This is a genomic window from Companilactobacillus sp. HBUAS59699 (genome assembly GCF_036913575.1).
Lineage (GTDB): Bacteria > Bacillota > Bacilli > Lactobacillales > Lactobacillaceae > Companilactobacillus.
In genome coordinates this window covers 94,501-116,912 of record NZ_JAYKTV010000004.1, presented here as the reverse complement: position 1 = coordinate 116,912, position 22,412 = coordinate 94,501, and the positions used below count along the sequence as shown (strand labels likewise).

At 34.9% G+C, this 22,412-nt stretch carries 20 protein-coding genes; 15 read left to right on the top strand and 5 right to left on the bottom strand.

Annotation, left to right across the window (positions count from 1 at the left end; all coding sequences use genetic code 11):
* Positions 1–78: 78 nt before the first annotated feature.
* The 3 genes from U8519_RS09025 (at position 79) to U8519_RS09015 (ending at position 3,945) form a co-directional block, all read left to right on the top strand.
* Positions 79–2,064 carry a glucose PTS transporter subunit IIA gene (locus U8519_RS09025; RefSeq protein WP_334329999.1) on the top strand — a complete coding sequence of 662 codons (1,986 nt, stop codon included), beginning with the start codon at positions 79–81 and terminating at the stop codon, positions 2,062–2,064.
* A 102-nt stretch (positions 2,065–2,166) separates the two neighbouring features.
* Positions 2,167–2,772, top strand: a complete 606-nt coding sequence (locus U8519_RS09020) for a pentapeptide repeat-containing protein (RefSeq protein WP_334329998.1) — start codon at positions 2,167–2,169, stop codon at positions 2,770–2,772.
* A gap of 24 nt (positions 2,773–2,796) precedes the next feature.
* Entirely contained in the window at positions 2,797–3,945 is a 1,149-nt protein-coding gene (locus U8519_RS09015) for a M20 metallopeptidase family protein (RefSeq protein WP_334329997.1), read from the top strand.
* Positions 3,946–4,104: 159 nt separating this feature from the next.
* Here the strand turns inward: U8519_RS09015 and U8519_RS09010 are convergent, their stop codons facing one another.
* Together U8519_RS09010 and U8519_RS09005 are read right to left on the bottom strand one after the other, a co-directional pair.
* Positions 4,105–4,926 (bottom strand): alpha/beta hydrolase, encoded by an 822-nt coding sequence (locus tag U8519_RS09010; RefSeq protein WP_334329996.1) that lies wholly within the window; start codon positions 4,924–4,926, stop codon positions 4,105–4,107.
* Positions 4,927–4,935: 9 nt separating this feature from the next.
* Positions 4,936–6,546 carry a PucR family transcriptional regulator gene (locus U8519_RS09005; RefSeq protein WP_334329995.1) on the bottom strand — a complete coding sequence of 537 codons (1,611 nt, stop codon included), beginning with the start codon at positions 6,544–6,546 and terminating at the stop codon, positions 4,936–4,938.
* A gap of 163 nt (positions 6,547–6,709) precedes the next feature.
* Between U8519_RS09005 and fdrA the strand changes: the two genes are divergently transcribed.
* From fdrA to gntK, 5 genes are all read left to right on the top strand, one after another.
* Positions 6,710–9,748 carry a DUF1116 domain-containing protein gene (gene fdrA / locus U8519_RS09000; protein WP_334329994.1) on the top strand — a complete coding sequence of 1,013 codons (3,039 nt, stop codon included), beginning with the start codon at positions 6,710–6,712 and terminating at the stop codon, positions 9,746–9,748.
* Positions 9,717–10,580 carry a DUF2877 domain-containing protein gene (locus U8519_RS08995; RefSeq protein WP_334329993.1) on the top strand — a complete coding sequence of 288 codons (864 nt, stop codon included), beginning with the start codon at positions 9,717–9,719 and terminating at the stop codon, positions 10,578–10,580. Before fdrA ends, U8519_RS08995 begins: the two co-directional genes overlap by 32 nt.
* Positions 10,573–11,853 (top strand): MFS transporter, encoded by a 1,281-nt coding sequence (locus U8519_RS08990; protein WP_334329992.1) that lies wholly within the window; start codon positions 10,573–10,575, stop codon positions 11,851–11,853. Before U8519_RS08995 ends, U8519_RS08990 begins: the two co-directional genes overlap by 8 nt.
* 146 nt (positions 11,854–11,999) lie before the next feature.
* The gene (locus U8519_RS08985; protein WP_334329991.1) at positions 12,000–13,229 is read left to right on the top strand and encodes a dicarboxylate/amino acid:cation symporter; all 1,230 of its coding nucleotides are present in this window, start codon (positions 12,000–12,002) and stop codon (positions 13,227–13,229) included.
* 99 nt (positions 13,230–13,328) lie between these two features.
* Entirely contained in the window at positions 13,329–14,822 is a 1,494-nt protein-coding gene (gene gntK, locus U8519_RS08980; RefSeq protein WP_334329990.1) for a gluconokinase, read from the top strand.
* Positions 14,823–14,853: 31 nt separating this feature from the next.
* Here gntK and U8519_RS08975 read toward each other — a convergent pair whose 3' ends face one another.
* The 3 genes from U8519_RS08975 to U8519_RS08965 all read right to left on the bottom strand — a co-directional run bounded on the left by U8519_RS08975 (position 14,854) and on the right by U8519_RS08965 (position 16,201).
* Positions 14,854–15,300: a flavodoxin gene (locus tag U8519_RS08975; protein ID WP_334329989.1), complete on the bottom strand. Its 447-nt coding sequence runs from the start codon at positions 15,298–15,300 to the stop codon at positions 14,854–14,856.
* A 31-nt stretch (positions 15,301–15,331) separates the two neighbouring features.
* Entirely contained in the window at positions 15,332–15,673 is a 342-nt protein-coding gene (locus U8519_RS08970) for a hypothetical protein (RefSeq protein WP_334329988.1), read from the bottom strand.
* Between the two features lie 78 nt (positions 15,674–15,751).
* Positions 15,752–16,201, bottom strand: coding sequence for a flavodoxin (locus tag U8519_RS08965; RefSeq protein WP_334329987.1), 450 nt, complete (start codon positions 16,199–16,201; stop codon positions 15,752–15,754).
* A 196-nt stretch (positions 16,202–16,397) separates the two neighbouring features.
* Between U8519_RS08965 and U8519_RS08960 the strand changes: the two genes are divergently transcribed.
* The 7 genes from U8519_RS08960 (at position 16,398) to U8519_RS08930 (ending at position 22,412) form a co-directional block, all read left to right on the top strand.
* Positions 16,398–16,994 (top strand): NAD(P)H-binding protein, encoded by a 597-nt coding sequence (locus U8519_RS08960; protein WP_334329986.1) that lies wholly within the window; start codon positions 16,398–16,400, stop codon positions 16,992–16,994.
* Between the two features lie 14 nt (positions 16,995–17,008).
* Positions 17,009–17,401, top strand: coding sequence for a MerR family transcriptional regulator (locus tag U8519_RS08955; protein ID WP_334329985.1), 393 nt, complete (start codon positions 17,009–17,011; stop codon positions 17,399–17,401).
* Complete coding sequence (locus U8519_RS08950; RefSeq protein WP_334329984.1) at positions 17,394–18,095, top strand: hypothetical protein; 702 nt, start codon at positions 17,394–17,396, stop codon at positions 18,093–18,095. The genes U8519_RS08955 and U8519_RS08950 overlap by 8 nt, the downstream gene beginning before the upstream one ends.
* A 290-nt stretch (positions 18,096–18,385) precedes the next feature.
* Positions 18,386–19,045 (top strand): DPBB and LysM peptidoglycan-binding domain-containing protein, encoded by a 660-nt coding sequence (locus U8519_RS08945; RefSeq protein ID WP_334329983.1) that lies wholly within the window; start codon positions 18,386–18,388, stop codon positions 19,043–19,045.
* 201 nt (positions 19,046–19,246) lie between these two features.
* A complete protein-coding gene (locus U8519_RS08940) occupies positions 19,247–20,245 on the top strand; it encodes a YhdH/YhfP family quinone oxidoreductase (protein ID WP_334329982.1) in 999 nt (332 codons plus the stop codon).
* Between the two features lie 296 nt (positions 20,246–20,541).
* Positions 20,542–21,789 carry an RNA-guided endonuclease InsQ/TnpB family protein gene (locus tag U8519_RS08935; RefSeq protein ID WP_334329981.1) on the top strand — a complete coding sequence of 416 codons (1,248 nt, stop codon included), beginning with the start codon at positions 20,542–20,544 and terminating at the stop codon, positions 21,787–21,789.
* Between the two features lie 170 nt (positions 21,790–21,959).
* Entirely contained in the window at positions 21,960–22,412 is a 453-nt protein-coding gene (locus U8519_RS08930) for a DMT family transporter (protein ID WP_334329980.1), read from the top strand.

The following is a 22,412-nucleotide window of genomic DNA, read 5'->3' as shown; positions in this document are numbered from 1 at the left end:
TGTAAATAAAAGTGACAAGGTATCTATAAGCAATAGGATGTTACTTTTTACAAATAAGAATTAGGAGGGTGTCCTACCATGGAAAACACTATGAATATGCTCTCTCCTGTCACTGGAGTTCTTGTGAAAATGAAAGATGTTCACGATCCTATGTTCTCCGAAAAGGCGATGGGTGAAGGGTTTGGAGTTGTTCCGAGTGATACAAATATTGTCTCACCAGTATCCGGTAAGATAGTACTTGTAGCAAGTACTAAACACGCAATTGGGATCGATACAGATGATGGATTAGAAGTTCTGGTTCACATGGGTGTTGATACAGTTGAGATGGACGGTAAGCCTTTTGATGTTTGTGTTAAAGAAGGGGATACTGTTAAAGCTGGTCAAAAAATTGCCACAATGGATATAGAGATGGTCAAGGCAGCTGGTAAAGTAACAGATGTTATTGTTGCTATTACTAATACCGCTGATGTTCTCAAAGAGATCAATGTCCAAGTTGGTAATGTTGATAGTGGCGACAGCGTTGCAACTATTAGCAAGTTCGCAAAGGGTGAGAAAGAAATTCCCGATGATTCTCACAATAAGAAAGTTGACTTTGATGAACTGGCAAAAGAAATTGTTAAAAATGTCGGTGGACCAAGCAATGTTGATAATGTTATTCATTGTATTACGCGTGTTCGTTTCTATTTAAAAGATGAATCTAAGGCAAACGACGAAGTGATTAAGAATTTAAATGGTGTCTTGGATGTCGCTAAAGCTGGTGGACAATATCAAGTAGTTATTGGACCAGCGGTCGAAGATGTTTTTGATGCAGTTGTAAATCATTTGGGACCTGGATTTGGGACAAATGATAATGAAGCCAAAGCTAAAAAAGAACCAGCACCTAAGGGTGTCTGGCCTAAGACTAAGTATTATTTCAGTTCATTGATCGGTGTAATCACTGCCAGCATGATGCCAATTATCGGACTACTAGCAGCTGCCGGTATCTTAAAGGGACTATTGTCTCTGATCGTTTCCGCAAAATTATTATCTGATACTAGTTCTACTTACATGATCGTTAACGCAATGGGAGATTCAGTCTTCTACTTCTTACCGATCTTAGTTGGCTTCACTGCTGCCAGACGTCTTGGTGCTAACCAAATAATCGTTGCAGTTATCGGTGGTGTCTTGGCATATCCAACCTTAGTACAATTAGCTTCCAAGACTAGTTCCGTTCAAATGAATATGAATGCTAATTTCTTTGGATTACCAATTCATGTTGCAAACTATACATATTCAATTTTTCCAATGATCGCCGCTGCATGGCTAGCTTCAATCGTTGAACCATGGCTGAAAAAACACATTCCAGCTACAATAAGAATGATCGTTAGCCCATTAGTTGAAGTATTCGTAGTCAGTGCCGTTATCTTAGTTGTTGTCGGACCAGTTATTACTCTCTTGAGTTCATATCTAGCAATGGGTATCGTTGCCTTACTCAAGCTCAGTCCAGCTTTATCAGGATTGATCATTGGTGGATTCTATCAATGCTTGGTTATCTTCGGATTACACTGGGCAGTTATCCCAGTTGTTGCCAGTCAGATTGCTACAACCGGACACAGTGCATTGAACGCTATTGTTTCCGCAACAATGGTCGCTCAAGGTGCCGCAGTTATGGCAGTATTCTTCAAGACTAAGAAGAATATCGGCATGAAACAAATCGCTGGTGCTGCTACTATTTCAGCCTTTGCTGGAATCACAGAACCTGCAATGTATGGTATTAACTTGAAGTACGGAAGAATCTTCTGGACTGCCAATATTGGTGGGGCCGTCGGAGGATTACTGACAGGCTTGTTCCACGTTGATATGTGGGGCTTCGCTGGATCACTTATCGGATTTGCTTCATTCATCAATCCTAAAGGGATGGATGGAAGCTTCACAGGTTACTTAATTGCTTCAGCCGTTACTATCGTGGTTTCATTCACATGTACATACTTGTTCGGATTTAAGGAACAAGACCTAGAAGAAAATGTTCACGAAGTAGGTAAAGTAAGATTAGGTAGTCGTGAACCCGCAGTTAAAAATAGTTAATTTAAATATTGAAAAGCGGTATCTGCAAAAGCAGATGCCGTTTTTTGTTGAGCATTGGCAATATGAGTTTGATATGATATATCGTGTAAACAACAATAGTAAATGACAGAACCAATCGAAACAATCACTGATCAGACTTTAACGATGAATCAAATCGAAGATGGATATTATTATCAGAGATGTCACTTCACATCATATGGAGATTCACTCAATTATACTGATATAGTCTTCGATCATTGTGACTTTGAACAGACAGATTTTAGCCGCGTTAGTTTTGGGAACGTTGAATGGCATCGCAGTCAATTAGCTGGAAGTGATTTCAGTCGTAGCAATTGGTATAACTGCAAAATCAGCAGTATGCAGCTGTCAGGGGCTGACTTCAATAATTCTTATTTTAAAAATACGAGTTTTAAGGATTGTAAGATGCCATATGCCAATTTTACAGAGAGCCGATTCGAAACAATGGAATTTAAAGACTGTGATTTAACTGGCAGTTTCTTCCAGGCTTTGAAAGTTAAAAAGAGTATTTCTTATACAGGCTCGATACTTACTGAGGCTAATTTCAGTGAGACTAAGTTAAAGGGCTTTGATTTGAAGGATTCGGAGTTTGAGACATTGGTAATCAGTCCAGAATTGGCACGGGGGTTAATTGTTAATCAGTATCAAGCTGCCACAATAATTGGATTGTTTGGTATCAAGGTAGAGTAAATTGATTTGAAATGGAGAAAAATATTGCAAAAGATACAGTATCGAGAATTTCAAAATGAAGTGGTTTCTTTGAGAAGACAGTTGCACAGTAATCCAGAATTGAGTTTGCAAGAGAATGAAACAGCCGCCTTTGTGGAAAAGTATCTCAATGATCTAGGTTTGAAAACTACTAGAATTGGTGACAATGGTATTGTTGCAATGATTTGGTCGAATGATCCGGATGCCAAGACAATAGGGTTACGTGCAGAAATGGACGCTATGCCAATTCAAGAACAGAATACTTGCAGTTTTAGATCTCAAAATGACGAAGTGATGCATGCTTGCGGTCATGATGCAATCATGGCAACAGTTCTTGTTACGGCCAAGTTGTGTTTTCAAAATCGGGATTTGTTAACTAATAATGTCAAAGTGTTTTTCCAACCAGCTGAAGAAAATGGCAAGGGAACTGACATTATGTTGGATGGAGGTGTGATGAATGATCCTAAAGTGGATTATTTTACCATGCTTCATTTTGCTAATGATGCACCGTTAGGAGTGGAGTTGAGCAAGGGAGCATCGTCAGCCGCAATTGGTTCAGTGAAGATTGAGATCACTGGCGTGGCAAGTCATTGGGCACTGCCTGATAGCGGAGTAGATACGATTGAAGCTGCAGGTCAAGTCTTGAACTGTATCTATGATTTGAACAAGCAATATTCTTCTTCGTCACAGTTTATAGTTGGTATCGGTAAGATCAGCGGCGGCAGTACTTCCAATGTGATCGCCGATAGAACCTTGTTAGAAGGAACTTTAAGAGCGGTCAAATTGTCTGATTATCATGAACTGCGCAAGTTGTTATTGAGTAAGTTTGCTGGAATTCAAACTAAGGCGAAAATCAATATCGATATTAGTGAGACACCAATTGAACCGATCGTAAGTGATCCTGAGTTGGTGGATATTGGATTAGAAGCTGGTAAAGAGGTTTTTGCTGATCAATCAAGATTGGTTACGAGTGAATATTTATCTGGCGATAGTGCGGCAGCTTATTTTAATTATGCTCGAGGTATTTTCTTTGTTTTTACTGCTGAGAAAAAAGGGCAAATCAATTATTCATTGCATAATGGTAGGTTTGATATTGATGAAGATATTTTGTGGATGGCAGTTGCTACTATGCATAAGTATATTTTGAGTTTGTGATGCCGTCTCCGGGAAAAAATGAAAAATCCTGAAGTGGGACCGTCTGGAGCTAATATCTCCAGACTCGATTTTTTCATTTTTTACCTCCGACTGGGTTGACTGATTGATTATAATGTGAAAAGTACCCTAGAGAATAAATCATTTCTCTAGGGTACTTTTTTAGATTTTATCTAACCAATCAATCATATTTTTATAGATTTTAAGGTTTTCAGGAGTAACATCTCTGTCAAAATCATGACTTTTTTTATTTATTGAAATAAGATTTGATTTGCTAATTTTAAATTTTTTATTTAAAGAAATTGAAAATGGAACATCAAAGTCATCAGTACAATGAACAATGTAAGTTGGTGGAACTTGTTTAAAGTCAAGTTGAATTTGATCAGTTGGGAAATTCAATAAGTATTGTTGCCATTTTCCTTTTTGACGACTTGCTACATATAGTAAAAATCTTTTTTGAATATCAGCTTCATATATTTTTTTATTTTCGATTAATGAATTTAGAATTTTATTTGATGGGGTAGGGTACTGTTTATAGTAATTGCTTAATACCTTTAATTTAGATGAGTTTAAATCATAAAAGCCATAAAAATCAAGCACTGCTGCAGGCATGTCTAATTGTTCATTTTCTATTTGAGCCATTAATTGGTAACAAAGATAGGATCCAGCTGATCTGCCAAATAAAATGTATTTGGAATTGTTTAGATTTAATTTGGAGGAATAGTTTTTTTGAAACCATACAAATGCATCAAAGACGCTTTTTCTGATATCTATTAGTTTTGATTCTGGTGCAAGTAAATAATCTATTGCTAAAAAGTTATAACCATTATTGATAAATAAATTTATATAGTCGTGTGGCAAGTCATCTAAATCTCCATATAATAGACCACCACCGTGTATATATATTATTGTTTTTGCTTCCGGGTTGTCGTTTGCTTTATAGAAATTTATTTTTTGATTTTCATTAATTAAAAATTGTTTCATTTTATCTCCTTATAATAATTTGAGCAGTTTTATATTAATTCCCATATTCATAATATTGTTGGGATTATCTAGATCAACTGCATATTTTGATTTTATTTTTTTAAGTCTATATCGCATTGTCTTGGGATGTATGTATAAATATTCAGCGCTTTGTGTTATGTTTGTTTGATTTTTTACGTATGCATCGAGTGTATTGATTAATTCAGGTTCTTTTCTATACATATGAAGAAGTTCATTAGGTAGCATACTTATTATTTCAGCCTTATTTATTGGAAATGATAATAGTTGAAGAATTCCTAAATCGTCTTCAGATATAATAAAATCATTTTTTTCTAATTTCGATTCTATTTGTAAATTATTGAGACATTTTTTTGAAATCTCTGGAATAAATTGAAGGGTTTCTTTATTACCAATTGAAATTTGAATGATCAACTTACTTTCTGAAGTCTTTTGAATATAATTAACGATTGTATTGATCTTTTTTTTAAATTCGACAATCGTATCATCACTTTCTACTAATATATAAATTTGATCTATCCAACTCCGATAAACAATTTTGGGCCAGTAAATTTTGCATCTATTTTGTAAGTTAGAAATTGTTATTTTCTGATTTAACAAGTTTTTTTTATTGTCACTGGAATTTATTATCTTACAGTAAAATGAACGATATTTCTTATTCATTTTAAAATTTTTTTCTTCAAATATTTCTGGAAGAATACCATCTAACGGTAAATTACCAGCTAAAAATTCATCAAACTGTTCATTTACAGAATCTTTTTTTGCATTTTTAAGTGCACTAGATTTTAAAATTTCTAAATTAATGAAATTTACCGCAATTTCAATGGCAATGTAGTCTTCACTTTTTAATTGATGATTGCTTTCGGTTATACATAAGTATTGTTTATTTGTGTCGTTGTTATCCAACTTAACAAGTATTTGTCTAACATTAGGATGAAGTTGATCATATTGTGTGATATTACGAGAATAATATTCGTAATTTTGAAATTGATCTGAATTTAATACTTTAGTCGCACTTGCTCCCAATATTTTCGATGAGTAAGTGCGACTGGAAATAATGTAGTCTATTGAATTCATACTTGAAACAATATCTACAGGGTTATTAATAGTAACGTCAAGCTGTTGAATAAGATTTTCTATTGATGCATCAGATGCAGCAAGTTTGATGTATTTTTGATTTACATTCTTATAATGATTAAGTAGTAGATTATTTTGATTGAACAATTGCTGCATAACTGGAAGAATTATATCTTTATAACCAATTGTGTCATCAATTGTAATTAATGGTAATTTTAATTTATCACACAGATCAACTAATATTTGTGGAACCGTTGTAATGGCTCGGTTGAGTTTAACAATAATAGCACTACATTTAAGTGCTGATAATTTGTTGAAAAGTTCAATGAATTCCATTTGGTTACTTTGTTTGTAACCATAAAGACTAGTCAAAATTATATATCCGGGTTTAACCCATTTTTCAACATCATGTCCTTCCATAATCATTATATTTGTGACATCTTTTTGAGTGTCATTCTTACCAGCAATTATTTTTGCTGTAGATAGAGCATCTAAATCTAAAATTTCTTCTAGTGAAGTGTTCATATAGATATCTCCTTATCCAGTATATATATTATAAAACCATAGAATGCCAGTTTCTTTATCCATAGTGGATAAATGAGCTGGCATTCTTTTTACTTTTTTGGTAAATGAATATATTTATGACAGCGGTTACTATTGTAACTGTAATCGAGAAAGGGTGACATAAATGTTATACACGGTTTTAAAGAATAATAGTTATCAAGATTCTATCAATTTGATGTTATTAACAACAGAAATTAGCAAAATGGATGGCGTTAATAAGGTTCAAGTTATGATGGGAACTGACGCTAATAAGGATATTTTTAATAGTGCCGGTTTACTCACTGACGAGGCAAAAGAAGCTAAGCCAAGTGATATGATGATTGTTCTTGATACGGATGATAAATCTATTATGGACGATGTTTTAAAGGCAATTGATAAGTTTATTGATGATCTTTCGAATAAAAAAACAAGTCAAGCAAGTACATCGGCTCATGCTACATCTTGGGATGAAGCAATGGATAAATTACCAGATGCTAATACTGCATTGATTTCAGTACCAGGTGTTTACGCTGCAGATGAAATTGATAATGCTTTGGATCATAATCTTAATGCATTTGTTTTTAGTGATAATGTCTCGATCGAAGATGAAGCCAGACTTAAAAATAAGGCTCACAAGAAAGGTCTATTAGTTATGGGACCTGATTGTGGAACTGGAATTATTAGTGGTGTTCCAATGGCATTTGCTAATGTAATTAGATCTGGAAATATCAGTTTAGTTGGAGCTTCTGGAACAGGTATTCAAGAAGTTACAGCTGCTATTGAACGTATGGGTGGTGGTGTTATCCATGCAATTGGTACTGGTGGTCGTGACTTATCAGATAAAGTTGGAGCACGTACTATGATTGATGCTCTTATTGGTTTGGCTCATCATGATCCTTCTGAGGTGTTGGGAATTATCTCTAAGCCACCAGCAAAAGAAGTTCGTGATGAAGTTGTTAAATTATTGCATGACATTGATAAGCCAGTTGTAGCCATTTTCTTAGGTGAAAAACCAGATCATCATGAAGAGGGCGTATATCTTGCTCATACATTGGAAGAAACAGCAAAAATTGCTATGGATCTTTCATTGAATAAAGAAGTAAAGAAGAATTATTATACAGCAACTCCAATAACAGATGTTGATGAGAAACTTAAAGGTAAAAAGATTAAGGGATTGTATTCAGGTGGAACATTAGCATATGAAGCCGGAATGTTGATTTCAGAATCATTGAACTTAGGTGGCATCATTACTGACAACGGTTATGTTTTGAAATCTGATGGTTACGATGTTATTGATCTTGGAGATGATATTTATACTCAAGGCCGTCCACATCCAATGATTGATCCAAGTATCAGAATTCAACAAATCGAAAAACTATCACATGACAAGCAAACTGGTGTAATTCTATTAGACGATGTTTTGGGTTACGGTACGACTGATGATATGGCATCTGCACTTGCACCTTCTATCAAGGCAGCCATTGAAACAGCACATAAAGACAATCGTGAATTAGCATTTGTAGCAACAATCGTTGGTACAAATGAGGATCCACAAGATTACGATGAACAACACCGTATTTTAGAAGAAGCAGGAGTAACCGTTTGTGATACTAATGCTGAAGCAGTCAGATATGGACTTAATTTAGTTGGTATGGATATCGATGAACCAGATAAGGAAGTAGTTCCATATACTAAATCACATGATGAAGTTCCTGAATCTAGTGAAGCTATTTTAGATTTGTTATACACAAAGCCACGTGTCGTTAACGTTGGTGTTGAAAGCTTTAACGAACCTATTAATAAATATAACGGAAAATCAGTTCAATTTGACTGGAAACCAGTTGCTGGTGGAAATCCAAAGATGATTAAGCTTCTAAAGCAAGTTCGTCAATTGGAAGGATTAAAGAAACAAAATGAAGAAATTCTAAATTCATTTAAGAAATCTGAACCATATCTAGTAGATGTTGTTCCTGCCAAAAATGTAATTAAAGAATTGAATGATGTTAATCATAAGACATTGCTACATGCTGGTCCCCCAATCGCCTTTGAAGATATGACGGAACCAATGCAAGGATCATGTATTGGTGCAGCATTGTTTGAAGGTTGGGCAAAGGATGAAGACGAAGCAAAAGAACTACTAAATTCTGGTGAAGTAAGATTTATGCCATGTCATTCAGTACGCGCAGTTGGACCAATGGGTGGTATTACTTCAGCCAATATGCCAGTTCTTGTAATCGAAAATCGTCTTAAAAATAATCAAGCTTTCTGTACCTTGAATGAAGGTATTGGAAAAGTATTACGTTTTGGAGCTTATTCACAAGAAGTTGTTGATAGATTGATTTGGATGCGTGATGTACTTGGACCAACTTTGAGCAAAGCTATCAAACAAACAGAAGGTGGATTAAATATTACTGTAATGATGGCTAAAGCTATCACAATGGGGGATGAATTCCATCAACGTAATATAGCAGCTAGTTTGGTATTCCTTAAAGAAGTGGCTCCTTTGATCATTAAATTATCTATTAGTGATGATATTAAACAACAAGTTATTAAATTCTTAGCTGATACAGATCAATTCTTCTTAAATATTATGATGGCAACAGGTAAATCAATTGTTGATGCAGCACGTGTTCAAGAAGAAGGAACTATTGTTACAACAATGTCTAGAAATGGTGTCAACTTTGGAATTAAAGTTAGTGGCTTAGGTAATGAATGGTTTGAAGCACCTGTTAATACACCTGAAGGATTATTCTTTACAGGATTCAGTCAAGATGATGCTAATCCAGATATCGGTGATAGTGCTATTGCTGAAACAGTTGGATTCGGTGGCATGTCAATGATTGCTGCACCTGGTGTTACAAGATTTGTTGGTGCTGGTGGTTTTGAAGATGCACAACGTGTTTCAAATGAAATGATGAAGATTTGTACAGAACATAATCCTAATTTCACAATTCCTACATGGGACTTCAAAGGTACCCCACTTGGCATTGATATCTGCAAAGTAGTTGAGACAGGTATTACACCAATTATTAATACAGGTATTGCAGGTAAGATAGCTGGTACTGGACAAGTTGGTGCTGGTACTGTTCATGCTCCATTAGCTTGCTTCGAAAAAGCATTAGTTGCTTATGGTAAGAAGATGGGCTTGGTTGATGATGAAAAAGAGTTTGCTACAGAAGCATAAAGAACTAACTGGTGAGCGAAGTAATATGCTTCGCTCTTTTGTGGAGAATGGACAATCCGGTATTGTTGATAGTATTTTTCGACACAGTTTCAATATTCAATTTAAAAATTTGTATTTTCATGTTGGCAATTATGCAGGTGGACTATCAGTACTTGGTATAACTATCGAATCATCATATTTAAATGAGATATTACAGAATATTTCACTTGATGATTTGGTTATTTATCAACATGATATTTTAAAAATTTATGCTTCAAATAAAATATTTGAGATAAATTTGAGTAATTTACATGAGGTTGATCTAACCATTCCTAAAGTGAATCTCTCAATTGAGCAATATAAGATTATTGAATCATCTCTTAAAGAATTGAAATTAAATACTAAGATTGGTTTGGAAAAAAAGTCCTTAGATCATATCGAATCAAATTTTGTTTCTATTAAAGATTTAGACGATGTGGATTTATCTAAATTAATTAAATATATGCTTGGAAGAGGGAAAGGTTTGACTCCAAGTGGGGATGACATGTTGGTAGGATTTACCTCAATGATTATATGTAGTAATAATTCGATGATTAACAGATGGATGAATTTGCTAAGTGATTTTTCACAATTAAATACTACTAAAGTAAGTACTGCATATATTAGGGCGGTTCAGTACGGATACATAAGCAAAGATTTAAAAGAATTGATGCTGAATATGAATCAAAATAAACAAATAATTATTCATAAGATGCAGCAGGTATTGCAGATGGGACATACTTCGGGAGCGGATACTTTATTTGGAGTTAGTTTAGCAATTAATGAAATAATTGGAGGGAGCAATAATGGATAGTGAAGCAACAAGACCTTTAAGCATTACGGATCGTTATAAAGCAATGAACGTTTCACAGAGATATTGGTGGAAAGTAGTGGCACTTTGTTTCTTTGGTTGGATATTGATGTATGCTGACAGAACAATTTTAAATCCTGTTCAGACACAATTAGCAGCACAATTTCATATTAGTAATACACAATTGGGTATTGTTAATAGTATTTTCTTTCTAACATACGCGATTACTCAAATACCATTTGGTATGTTGGGTGATAAGTTTGGTAGACGTTTGGTTATTATGATTGGATTTGTTCTATTTGGAATAATGACATTTGTTAGTGGTATTGTTACTGGCTTTGCGGTTTTCTTAATAGTCAGAGCTATTGCTGGTATTGGTCAAGGATCATATTATGGACCACAATATGCCTTATCAACTGAAGCAATTCCAACGAAGGATCTTACGTTAGGTACCGCCATAATTAACAGTGGTATGGCATTTGGTACATCAGGTGGTTACTTGTTATCAAGTAATTTAGTTTTACAACATGGTATGTCTTGGCAAACACCATTTTATATTATGTCAGTTCCAACAGTAATCGTTGGTATTTTGTTCTATTTCATATTAAAGGAACGTGTTATTAGACCTGAGGATCAAGGAAAGAAACAAGAAAAGAAAGAGGTTGAAACACCTACTGAAAAGGTTAGTGTAGGTTCATTATTCAAAAATCGTAATTTGGTTTTTGCATACATTATGTGCTTCTGTTCTATTTATGCTAATTTCGTTATCATTACTTGGTTACCACAATTTCTTCAAGTTGAACGAGGATTTAAAGGTACAAGCGTTGGTTTCATAGCATCATTAGTGCCATGGGCTTCAATTCCTGGAGCAATCTTATTTGCACACATTTATGATAAAACTAAAAAAACTAAAGCGTTGATGTTCTTCTTAGTACCATTGTCATTAATCTCTGTATTTGGTATCGCATTTGTTACTAATAAAACACTATTGATTTTAGTTCTTATTGTTTATGGATTGACTGGTAAATTGGCTATTGATCCAATTCTAGTTGCCTTTGTAACTAAGAATGCACCTAAGGCATCATTATCAACAGCTTTAAGTGCATATAATTTCATCGGTATGTCAGGTTCAATTTTGGCACCTTATATTACAGGTTGGATTTCTGATAGTTTTGGTTCTATGAAGATTGGTTTCTATCTAGCTGCAGCTTTGCTACTTGTTGGAATGATTTTATTCAGTTTCACAAGTGATAAAAATAACGTTAATGCTGCATAGTATAATTTGAAAATGCCTATCATGCTTCACTAGTATGATAGGTATTTCGATGAATAAATAATTGTTCCCGACACGATTATTTGGAGTATTAAAAACTTTAATCAAGATATAGTGTTTAGATGTTGGCGCCATGAGAGGTGAAAATCATGACTAAAAAAATAAAAATTTCAATGTCAGGACAAATATTGATTGCCATGATATTAGGAATAATAATAGGATTAACTTTTAAATCGTTTTCGAGCAATTTAAAAATAGTTGGTGATATTTTCATTAAGTTGATTCAAATGGGAATAATATTATTGGTTATGGGACAAGTAATTGAAGCTGTTGGTAATATAGATCTTGGACAATTTGGAAGAATGATCAGACAAACGGTAATTGTATTTTTTACTTCTTCAATATTAGCGGCTTTATGGGGTGCCATAATGGTTATCATTTTTAAACCAGGTTTGGGTATTTCATTGAAAGGATTGTCTAATAGTGGTATTAAAGCAGGGCAATCAATGTCGTTTTCTAAAGTCATAAGTGATTTCTTCCCAAGTAATATTTTTGAATCGATGTCTAAAGGATCAATTGTTCAAGTAATAGTATTTTCTATTATTTTTGGCATTGCATTATCAGCATTTTGTCATTCGACTAATGAATTTCAATTGTTGGATATTATTAAGCAATTTAACCAGGTTATTCTTAAAATGATTTCACTTATTATGAAGATAGCACCAATAGGTATATTTGCTTTAATTGCCTCAGCTATTGGAAAATTAGGTATCAAAGTTATTATTCCTATGATGAAGTATTTAGTCGTATATGGTTTTTCTACCTTAACTTATTTAATTTTTTGGATTTTATGTATTACTTTGGTAACAAAACTAAGCTTTGTTAATTTAATTAAGAATATGTGGGATATGTCCTTAATGGCCTTAGCTACAACGTCTTCAGCTGTTACATTCCCGACAGAATTAAAAGATGCTAAAGAAAAAATAGGTATTAAAGATAAAATTGCTCAAATTGTTCTTAGTCTAGGAATGTCCTTGAATTCTAACGGTTCAGCAATGCATATGTCTATTACGATTATTACAATTGCACAGATATATGGAATTCAATATAATCTTCAAACATATATGTATATAGTTTTATTAGCCACTTTAGCTTCACTTGCCAATGCAGTTGTTCCTGGAGCAGCGTTAGTATCTTTGGCAATCGTGATTCCTCAAATGGGATTACCAGTTGAAAGCATTGCATTATTTGCTGGAGTTGATTGGTTTGTCGGTATGTTGAGAACTATTTTGAATGTTGATTCAGATGTATTTTCATCAATTCTTGTTGCACATAAGAATAATGGTATTAATACTGAATTGTTTTATAAAAGTAATTAATCAAAAATCTATTACGTTTTAACTAACGCAATAGATTTTTTGTGTTAAACCACTATTAGTCTTAAGATTAAGATACATTGTTAAGTAGGAGACAAAAATATGGATTACACAATTGGGATTGATATTGGAACGACTAGTACGAAATGTGTTTTGTACGATTTAAAGGGCAAGGTGATTGCACATGCTAACCGCGGATATCGTTTGTATCAAACGGAACCGGGGATGGCTGAAGAGGATCCGGATGAGATTTTTTCAGCGGTAATTGCGACTATGAAGCAAGTTTTAACTGATATAGATTCGCACGATTTGAAATTTGTCTCATTCTCGACTGCTATGCACAGTTTGATCTTGATGGATCAACAGGATGAACCTTTAACTAGAGCTATTACATGGGCAGATAATCGTGCTGTAAGTTATTCTGATGAATTGATTACCAATGGTTTGGGAGCTGAAATTTATTCCAAAACCGGTACGCCGATTCATCCGATGGCACCATTATCTAAAATGCTGTGGCTACAAAAAGAGCATCCAGATCTATTTGATCAAGCTAAGAAGTTTATTGATATTAAGTCGTATATATTTTTCAAGCTATTTGGTATTTACAAAGTTGACTACTCCATTGCTTCAGCAACCGGAATGTTTAATATATTCGACTTGAAGTGGGAACCACAAGTTCTGAAACTACTTAATATAGAAGAAACACGTTTACCTGAAGTTGTATCTACAACTGATAGTGTGAAAGAAATTGTTCCAAAGTACGGTAAGATGCTGGGTATCGATGCAGATGTACCATTTGTATTTGGTGCTAGTGATGGGGTCTTGTCTAATCTAGGTGTTAATGCCATTGACCCGGGAGTTGTGGCAGTAACTATCGGTACTAGTGGAGCTGTACGTGTGGTGGTCGACAAACCGATCGTTGATCCTGAAGGTAAATTATTTTGTTATGCGTTGACCAAGAATAAATGGGTCGTTGGGGGACCAGTTAATAACGGTGGAATCGTCTTTCGCTGGGTCCGAGACCAATTGTTTGATTCTAAGCTGAGTTATGAGGAATTGACCGAGAAGGCGGATAAAGTTCCGGCTGGCTCAAAAGGTCTATTATTTCAACCATACTTGGGCGGAGAGCGAGCACCAATTTGGAATGCCTATGCTAGAGGCTCGTTCTTTGGCTTAACGCGGCAACATGGCCGTGATGAAATGATCCGTTCAGCACTTGAAGGGATTGTGTTTAATTTGTACTCAGTTATGTGTTTGATCGAAAAAATCACTGGTAAACCTACTAGCATTCAAGCAACCGGCGGTTTCGCCAGATCAACTATGTGGCGTCAAATGTTAGCTGATGTCTTTGATCAAGACGTTGTTGTCCCTGAAAGTTTCGAGAGTTCCTGTTTGGGAGCTGTGGTGCTGGGTATGTATGCGCAAGGGTACGTTGACGATTTATCAGTTGTAAAGGATATGGTCGGTGTGACAGATGTCCATCATCCTAATGTCGATAATGTAAAAGTCTATCAAGAGTTATTCCCGATTTGGCAGAGAGTTACAGAAGCGTTAGAACCTGAATATAAACAAATTGCTAAGTTCCAGAACAAATAAAAAAGTTGTGCAAAATTTTGCACAACTTTTTTTATTTCAGACCATCAGTGATTTCAGCTTCAGAATTAGCTCTGAATCCATTTACTAAGTGAACATTTTTGGCATTAGCCATTTTTTGAACATAAGGAGCAGTTATTTCAAAAGTACTTGATCCACTAGTTGAGAATGGTATCACTGTCTTATTATTCAAATTAAAATTGTCGAAGAAACTGTTGATGATCATTGGTGGTTGTTCATACCAGGTTGGATAACCCAAATATATCTTGTCGTAATTATCCAAATTTATTTGGCTAGCAATTTGTGGATGCACGTTATCATCACGTTGTTTCTGTGCTAGTGCAGCTAGATCATCAAAATTGTCAGGCCAAGTTTGTGTTGCCTTTAGTTCTTCAATGTCAGAACCAGTTTTTTTAGCAATTGATTCTGCGGCATTTTTAGTATTTCCAGATGTTGAAAAATAAATAACAATAGACTTCAAAATAACTCCTCCCTTTTATAGGAGCAGATTATCAATCAATGGGATCTAATATTTTGTAATTTAATCCAGATAGTTTTAGAAACTTTGTAGAGACCCGCTCTACCTCAGATTTTGCCGTAGATAATTTATCAATGACAATTATATTGTGCACATCAGAGACTTTCATAGATTCTACCAATGTCGGCATTAAGTCAATCGAAGAAGTCTCGTCAATCGTTACGATCACGGTATCTTGGTCCTTCATTGCAGCATCTAAAACATTTCTGTCAGTGAAGTTTCTACCTATTATAGTAGTGCGTGATTGACGATCGATTAAATTATTAACTTCTGAGTCCTCATTCACTAGAGTTCCTAAAATTAAAACATTAGTCATAAGCTGCTCCTTTTTAACTATATTTATATTTTAAACCATTAAATTTATAAAAGGGTGATTTTTTTCACATTCATTAAATTATTTAGAAAAATATTTATTGATCTCTGAATTAGAGTTAGCTCGGAAGCCACGTTTTAATTCAATTCCTTTATTAATGACCATTTTTTTGATGAAGGGTTCGCTCTCACTAAAGGGACTACTGTATGTAGTGGTGAAAGGAATGACTGTTTTGTTCTTTAAGTCGAACTTGTCGAAGAAACTATGAATGATCATTGGTGCTTGGTGGTACCAAGTAGGGTAACCTAAGTAAATAGTATCGTAATTATCGAATGAAATTTGATTTTTGATTTCTGGATATACATCATTATCTAGCTCGTCACCAGACACCTCGACCAACTTATCATAATCTTTGGGATAAGGTTTTACGGGAGATAGTCTTTCTATGTCCGATTTTGTTTGTTCAGCAATATATTCAGCAGCTTTTTTGGTATTTCCTGATTCAGAAAAATAAATAACGATTGATTTCATTGTTTTCCTCCTATAACTACAAACCTATAATAGACCTTCAAGTAAACTTCATAGCAAGGATTTGTCTATAAAAAAATTAATATATAAATATCTTGCATTAAAGTATAGTTTAAGGTTTATATTAATATCAGAGAGTGAGAGGGATCTTCTCTCCACAAAGGAAAGATGTTAGATAAGGAAGCATGAGGTGATTTAAATGGAAAATGTATTATTGATTGGTGCCAGTGGGTCGATCGGTTCAGTAGTTAGAAAGAATTTGTTGGATACGAGTGAGAACCATTTGACATTGTTTGTGAGAGATCCAGAACGATTGGGCGAAGTTGACGATGAACGTGAAACGGTTTTTGCGGGGGATGCTACCAATATTGATGATGTGAATGCGGCTGTGGAGAACCAAGATGTTATCTTCATTAGTGTTACTGGTGAGTTGCCACTTATTACTCAAAACGTTGTTGACGCGATGCACAACAATGAAGTTAAGCGAGTTATCTTGATCAGTTCAATGGGAATTTATAATGAAGTCAACTCAGACGGTAACAGCGACAATGTTGAATCGGTATTGATCCCTTACCGTAAAGCGGCAGACATAGTAGAAGAGTCTGATTTGGATTCCACTGTTATTCGTCCTAGCTGGTTCGATAATAATACTGATTTAAATTATCAGATCACATTCAAGGGTGAAACTTTTGTAGGTAGGAATGTTTCCAGAAGAAGTGTTGCTGACTTAGTAACGCGTATAATCAATGAACCAACTTTGTATGAAAATGAAAGCTTAGGAATCAGTAGAGCATAAATAGAGGTGTCTATATGAATATAAAAGAAGTCGCAAAAAAGTACGAACTCAGTGAGGCAACGATTCGCTATTACGAAAAGGTTGGATTGATTCCACCAGTTCATCGTAATGATGTCGGTTATCGTGATTTCACACAGGAGGACGAAAATTGGATCAATTTTGCTAAGTGCATGCGCATGTCTGGTATGTCGGTCGAATCATTAGCTGAATATATTTCTCTCTTTGGTCAAGGGGATTCCACGGTTGCTCGCCGTAAAGAGATTCTGGAAGAGCAGCAAGCTGTTATCAAGTCCAAGTTAGATGCCATGCAAAATACCTATGATAGAATCTCGATGAAGATCGATACCTACGATGAGCATCTAGCTAAATTTGAAAAGGAATTAGAAAATCAAACAGAAAATGTCTAATGTAACTTACTATTCAGTTATGAAGAATGATTCACTGATCCAGTCCTGGACCAAGAGTAGCCGAGAAGTGGTTCAGACGCTGAAACGCGATAGTAAAGGTGTCTTGATAAGTTTGAAGGGTGATTCTAAATACTCATTAGATGATCTGATCGATGTTGGTAAATTAAGTATCTATGATCAAGAGACGATGGACGACTTTATGAATGAGAAGACTTGCGGGGATGTTTATCTTGATAATGCTTTTACTTTGATAGATGATTTAGAGATCAAGTACGGCATCAAGGATTCCAAATATTCATTCGAGATTTATCTTGCCACGGCTCTAGCCAAAAAGATGCAAGTATCACAAAAAATGAGTTGGATCCTGATGACAGCGTTTATTGCAACGCAAAGTTCTAAATTAGCTGACTTAGTCTTAGATTATCCAGGCAAAGATTGGCAACAGTTTGACAATGAATTCTTTGATAAACTACTCGAAAAACCTTATGATCAGCCATTCATTGATCAAAATAAGTATTTTACCACTTACTTCAAAGGTGAATTATTCGAGTATAATTTGGTTGCTAAGGCATTTCAGGATCTGAATGAGCTTAGGAAGATGAATAACAATCGATTGTCTTTGAATAAATTACAAAATCAACATTCATTTGAGTTAGTTAGAATGAGTTTTGAATTGTTGAAATATTTTTCATAAATTGAAATCTGATGAAAAGCCTAATATATAGGCTTTTTTACTTTTAACCTCAAAATTATTAAAAAAAATTTCAAAAAATCTTGTAAATTATAAGTATTTTTCTGAAATTTTTCGCAGTCTGTGTTTATTGATACGATAGGTTTTTACTTATCTATTGTTTCAGTTGTGTTACCAATATTACGTAAAAACTGTTTTTTGTAATGTTATTTAGGCTTTTATGTAACATTAGCCTGTTATAGTATCACTCATAGCGTTGAGAGCTAAAAAAATTATGAGGATGTTTTAAATTTATGAAAAAAGTATTATCTATTGCCTTACTAAGTACAACAGCCCTAACTGCAATGGGAGCAACTGCAAAGACTGCTGAAGCTGCGATCACCGTAGACAGCACTCGCGTAACAGTTGAAGCAGGAGATACTTACAAGAGTATTGCTGCTAATAATGGAATTACAATTGCAGAATTAGAACAAGCTAACGGACGTGAGGTTGGTGGATTCGACTTGATCTTCCCAGGAGAAACAGTTTACCTTCCATCAGCTACATCTAATGCAACTGCTACTGCTGATACAGCAGTACAAACAGAAACAACAACTCCAGTACAAGAAACACAAACACAAGCTGCAGCACAACCTGCACAAACACAAGCAGCTTCACAAACACAAAGTACAACAAGTACTTCAGGTGTATCACAAGGGACATTCAAGATCAGTTTCTATGATCCAGCCGTATTAGGTTCAAACATGGGTTACAGCGGTGTTGCTGCTAACTTATCTGTTTTCCCTAAGGGTACACAATTGAAGATTACATTGGCTGATGGTACAGTATTGTACAGAACAGTTAATGATACAGGAACATTCGCATACAGCAACCCACAACAATTGGATGTTGCTATGCCTAATGCTTCAATCCCTTCATACGGTGTAACTTCAGCTACTGTTGAAGTACTATAATTTATAAGAATCAGTTGTTTTTAAAATAGAACCAAAATAAAATATCAGAAATCCTGAGTTGGATTTCTGATATTTTTTTATGTGGAATTTGTGACTCTGAATGTTATTGATAGGATTAACTTTGGTCGTTTTGTATACTTTAGTTATTAAATAGTAATGATGTAATCGGGAATGCTTAGTAGAATAATTTGAGGTATTGCAATGGATAAGTTTAAAGCAATTGTTGTAGATCAAAATAATGATAATGTTGAATATGGTCTCAAAAATATTTCAATAAATGATTTATCAGACGGAGAAGTACTGATAGAGGTTTGTTACAGTTCGTTGAACTACAAGGATATGTTGGCAGTTCAGAATAACGGCGGTGTCATCAAGAATTATCCGATGATACCGGGGATCGATTTAAGTGGAGTAGTTGTGGAGTCAAGCAGCAGTCACTTTGTTACCGGCGATAAGGTTCTCGCTACAGGATTTCAACTGGGGATGTCGTATACTGGCGGCATGGCACAATACGCGAGAGTACCTGCAGAGTGGCTTGTAAAATTACCAGCTAAATTGTCATTGAAACAAGCGATGATAATTGGCACGGCTGGATTCACGGCAGCTTTATCGGTTATCAAACTACTTGATAATGGGATGAAGGTGGCAGATGATCCAGAGATTTTAGTAACAGGATCGACTGGCGGGGTCGGCAGTATTGCTGTGCAAATATTATCAGTTATGGGATTCAAACATATCAATGCTTTGGTACGAAAGGAATATCAGGTTGAAGTCGCAAAGCACTTGGGAGCTACACGAGTCGTTATGCCGGATGATATTAAAGGTAACGGCAAGCTGTTGAGTAAGCAAAGATTTAACTATGTGATCGATACTGTGGGTGGAGATGTAACGGCCGAATTGATACCGCAAATACACTATGGTGGTGGGATAACCATGTGTGGCAATGCTGGCGGAATAAAATTATCAACCAACGTCTTGCCATTTATTTTGAGAGGAGTCGATCTCTATGGAATTGATTCAGTAAATTATCCGATTGAGAAGAGATTAGCTATTTGGAAGAGATTTGCGGACGACTGGGAGGTATTCGATAAACTTCAATACAATGAAGTGACATTGGCTGAAATACCAGGAGTCATAGAGCAATTGAAGTCTGGAAAACATCTTGGCAGAACAATTATTAAAATTTCTGAAAAAATATAAAAATTTTCATTGCACCTGAGGACTACAAAGGCTAGTATTATCAGCAATTACATATTGAAACAGGTGGTTTGATGGTGCAATCACGAGCCAATAGAAATCTATTGCTGGTTGCTTTCATAAAAGTCGCTAGATAAGGAAACCTAGTACTTCCGTGCTAGGAGGAATTGTCGTCTTGAGCGACCACCTTTCTTAATATTTATTACGTTAGCCCTTTTGATTAATTAGGAGCTTATTTAAGAGCTTATTTTTATCGTAAATGATATACTGAATCTATCCTAACGAAAGGACTAGACCGGATGAGTAAAACCATGTCAGAACTGCCTTTTCACTATGGTTTGAAGATGAAATGTTATCCATCTTTCAAACAAAAACAAGTAATTGAACTCAATATCAATGCTTCTAGATTCGCATATAATGAAATGGTCGCTATTGATAAAGAACTGTACATGTTGTCTAAGTGTAAATTACCGATAAAACAAGTGACTGATCGTATTGCCTATCTTAAACAACGTAAGTCTACTAAGTATATCTTCGGATTACATACTTGGCTTGGTGTTAATAAGGTTGGTACCGATGTGGTAAATATGTCTAAACGTACCTATCAAGCATCGTGGAACCTGTTCCGTAAAGTACATTCTCATGGAACACCTAACTTTCACAAGAAACGATATGGTGGTAGTTTCCAATTACCAAATAGATACCCAAGTAAAGTTACACCTAATATGTTTAATGGAAATATCAAGTTTCTAGATAACAAACACATCAAAATAGCTCCACTTGGTACCATACGTGTATCTGGTTCTCAAAAGCGATTGCTTCAACGTAATCAAAATATTCGTATTGGCACCGTGACTGTCTCGAAAGATTCAATCGGTAACTACTACATATCAATGCAATTGGGTTCCAATCAATCATTCGTTGACAAACCAGCTAAAACTAAATCAAGTATTGGAATTGATCTTAATACTGATAATTTCTTAACTGATTCAAATGGTGATACTATTGGTAATCCAAGATATTATCGCCGTATGAAAGGTAAACTAGCTAAAGCACAACGTAAGCTATCTTTGAGACAAGTTCGTGCTAAGAAAGAACATCGTAGACTTATCGATTCTAAGAATTATCAGAAACAACGTTTACTAGTATCCAAATTACAAAAGTCAGTCATGAATCAACGTTCAAACTTTTTAAATAATCTTTCAACTACACTTATCAAGAGCCACGATCTGGTAGTTGCCGAAGACTTATCAAGTAAGAACATGTTGAAGAATCACGCCTTAGCCATAAGTATCTCAGATGTTGGTTGGAGAACATTCCTACAACAACTGGAATACAAAGCTATGCTATATGGTAAAACTTTTGTAAAAATCAATCCTTATAACACTACTCAGATGTGCTTTGATTGTGGTTATTTAATGAAAGATGAGGAACACCTAACTCTAAATGATAGAAAATGGACGTGTCCAAACTGTCATGCATTCCATATCAGAGATCACAACGCTGCTAAGAACATCTTGACAAAAGGATTGAAAGAAATAGCCTGATTAAACCAATGTAATTTAACAGTCCGTATGGCAACTTGCGGACTATAAAGACCTTGGTAATTACCATGTAAGACCTAATCTAATTAGGCAACGGTGTATCTAGGTAAATTGTAATGTACGATTCTTAGGATTGCGTATTCTTACAAGCTCGTTACTTTAGTGACGAGTAGTTGACTAACACATTAAGGGGATTGATTTCGGCAATCCTTGTTTATATATTTTTTCGGAAAGTCGTCAATACGATGACTTGGAAGGAATTTAAAATCGGAGCCGTCTGTGCAATATTTAATTTTATCGTAGTTCAGTTGCAGTCGACTGGTTTGAAATATACTACTCCGAGCAATAGTTCGTTCATAACTTCAATCTATGTTATCTTATTGCCCTTCATAGCTTGGTTATTTTTTAAAAAAATTCCACCATTGAAGATTTATCTTTCGATTATATTGTGCATGTTTGGTATGGTATTTTTAACCGGTATTATTTCTACTGGATTTGAGTTTCATTTAGGAGATTTTCTAACACTTTTAAATGCAATCTTTTATGCCTTTCAGATGACTTATTATGGATATGCTACAAAGAATGCCAGACCTCAAATAATTGCTTTTCAATTAGGCTTTATCTAA